Source organism: Vibrio sp. 10N.222.48.A3 (assembly GCF_041475345.1).
Lineage (GTDB): Bacteria > Pseudomonadota > Gammaproteobacteria > Enterobacterales > Vibrionaceae > Vibrio > Vibrio tasmaniensis_A.
In genome coordinates, this window is sequence record NZ_JBFRVX010001351.1 from 1 (window position 1) to 1,470 (window position 1,470).

At 40.4% G+C, this 1,470-nt stretch carries 1 protein-coding gene; it reads left to right on the forward strand.

Features of this window, described 5'->3' with window-relative positions; all coding sequences use genetic code 11:
- Positions 1–121: 121 nt before the first annotated feature.
- Positions 122–1,470, forward strand: a 1,349-nt coding sequence (locus AB4653_RS26265; protein WP_372105694.1) for a TonB-dependent receptor plug domain-containing protein, incomplete at its 3' end; no start/stop codon positions are given.

Sequence of the window (1,470 nt, forward strand, 5' to 3'; positions counted from 1 at the left end):
AATTATGAATTAGTTGATAATATTGAAAATTATTTAAATGCAAATAATAGTAATTATCATTTAGATCCAATATCATCTTTCGCAAATCAAGATGATATTATGGAACTAAGGTAACTATCAGATGTATAAGCAATCCCTACTCTCTGCTTCAATCGTTTTAGCGCTTTCATCAACATCAGCCTTTGCTGAAGATTATGCCCTATTTGACGAGGTTGTTGTATCAGCAACGCGTACTGAACAAAACAAAGAAGACGTTTCAAGCTCAATTGAGTCTGTATCTGCAAAAGATATAGATAATCAAATGTCTAGCGACATAAAGCAAGCTCTTCAATACACGCCAGGAGTAGAAGCTCAAGGCGGTGGCCGTTTTGGTATTTCAGGCTTTAACATCCGCGGTGTTGAAGGTGATCGCGTTAAACTTATGGTAGATGGAGTTCAACAACCTACACCATATAACCCTGGCGCTTCTGAGCAACGTAAATATTCGAATGCGATCGAAGTCGATACATTAAGTGTCATAGAGGTGAATAAAGGCCCTGCTTCTACGCTTTACGGTTCAGATGCCATTGGTGGTGCAGTACTGCTAAGAACTAAAAATCCAGAGGATATGCTTAGAACTGACGGGGATGAAAACCGTTTTGGCATCAAATCTACCTATACATCTGCAGATGAACAGTTCAAGAACACAGTTTCTTGGGCGATGCGTAAAGATAAGTTAGAAACGATCGTTATGGCGACATACGCTCAAGGCCACGAGACAGAAACTCATTCATCAGGAAGCGAAGTTCAAGGTCCAGATCGTGGTGCAGAGAACCCAGCAGATACGGAATTAAGTAATATCCTAGCCAAAGCATTCTACAATGTATCAGATTCAAATAAGGTTGGTATTACGGTTGAGCATTACCAACGTCAATATGATGAAGATGAGCTAAACTACAATGGCTATCAGCTTATGCCGGGCTTTGTATATACTGATAATTACAACAAAGACACCAACAAACGTTTTCGTGCAACATTGGAACAACAGCTTAAGCTAAGCTCTTCAATTGCTGACTCTTTAGACTGGTCTCTAAGTTACCAAGACTCAAGTACTCTGAATAAAAACTACGATACAACTCGCTTCAACGGACGTCGACTTCGTGAGCGTGATGCTTCTGATGTAAACATGCAAGTTGATACACAGCTTTCTAAGCTAGTGAATATTGATGGTGCGGATCACGAGTTCACATATGGTTTCACCTACCTGCAGAATGACTTTGAACTAGAAAACTACGACCATAAATTTGATCGAGGCACTGTTACACCGGGTAGCACTGGTATACCTGATGCAGAAATAACGCAATGGGGTGTGTTTGTTCAAGACCAAGCATTTTTCATGGAAGACAAGTTGATTGTAACTGGCGGTCTTCGTTATGACTCATTTGTTGCTGACCCATCAACGGATGAAGGCTACAAGACTCAATACGAGAA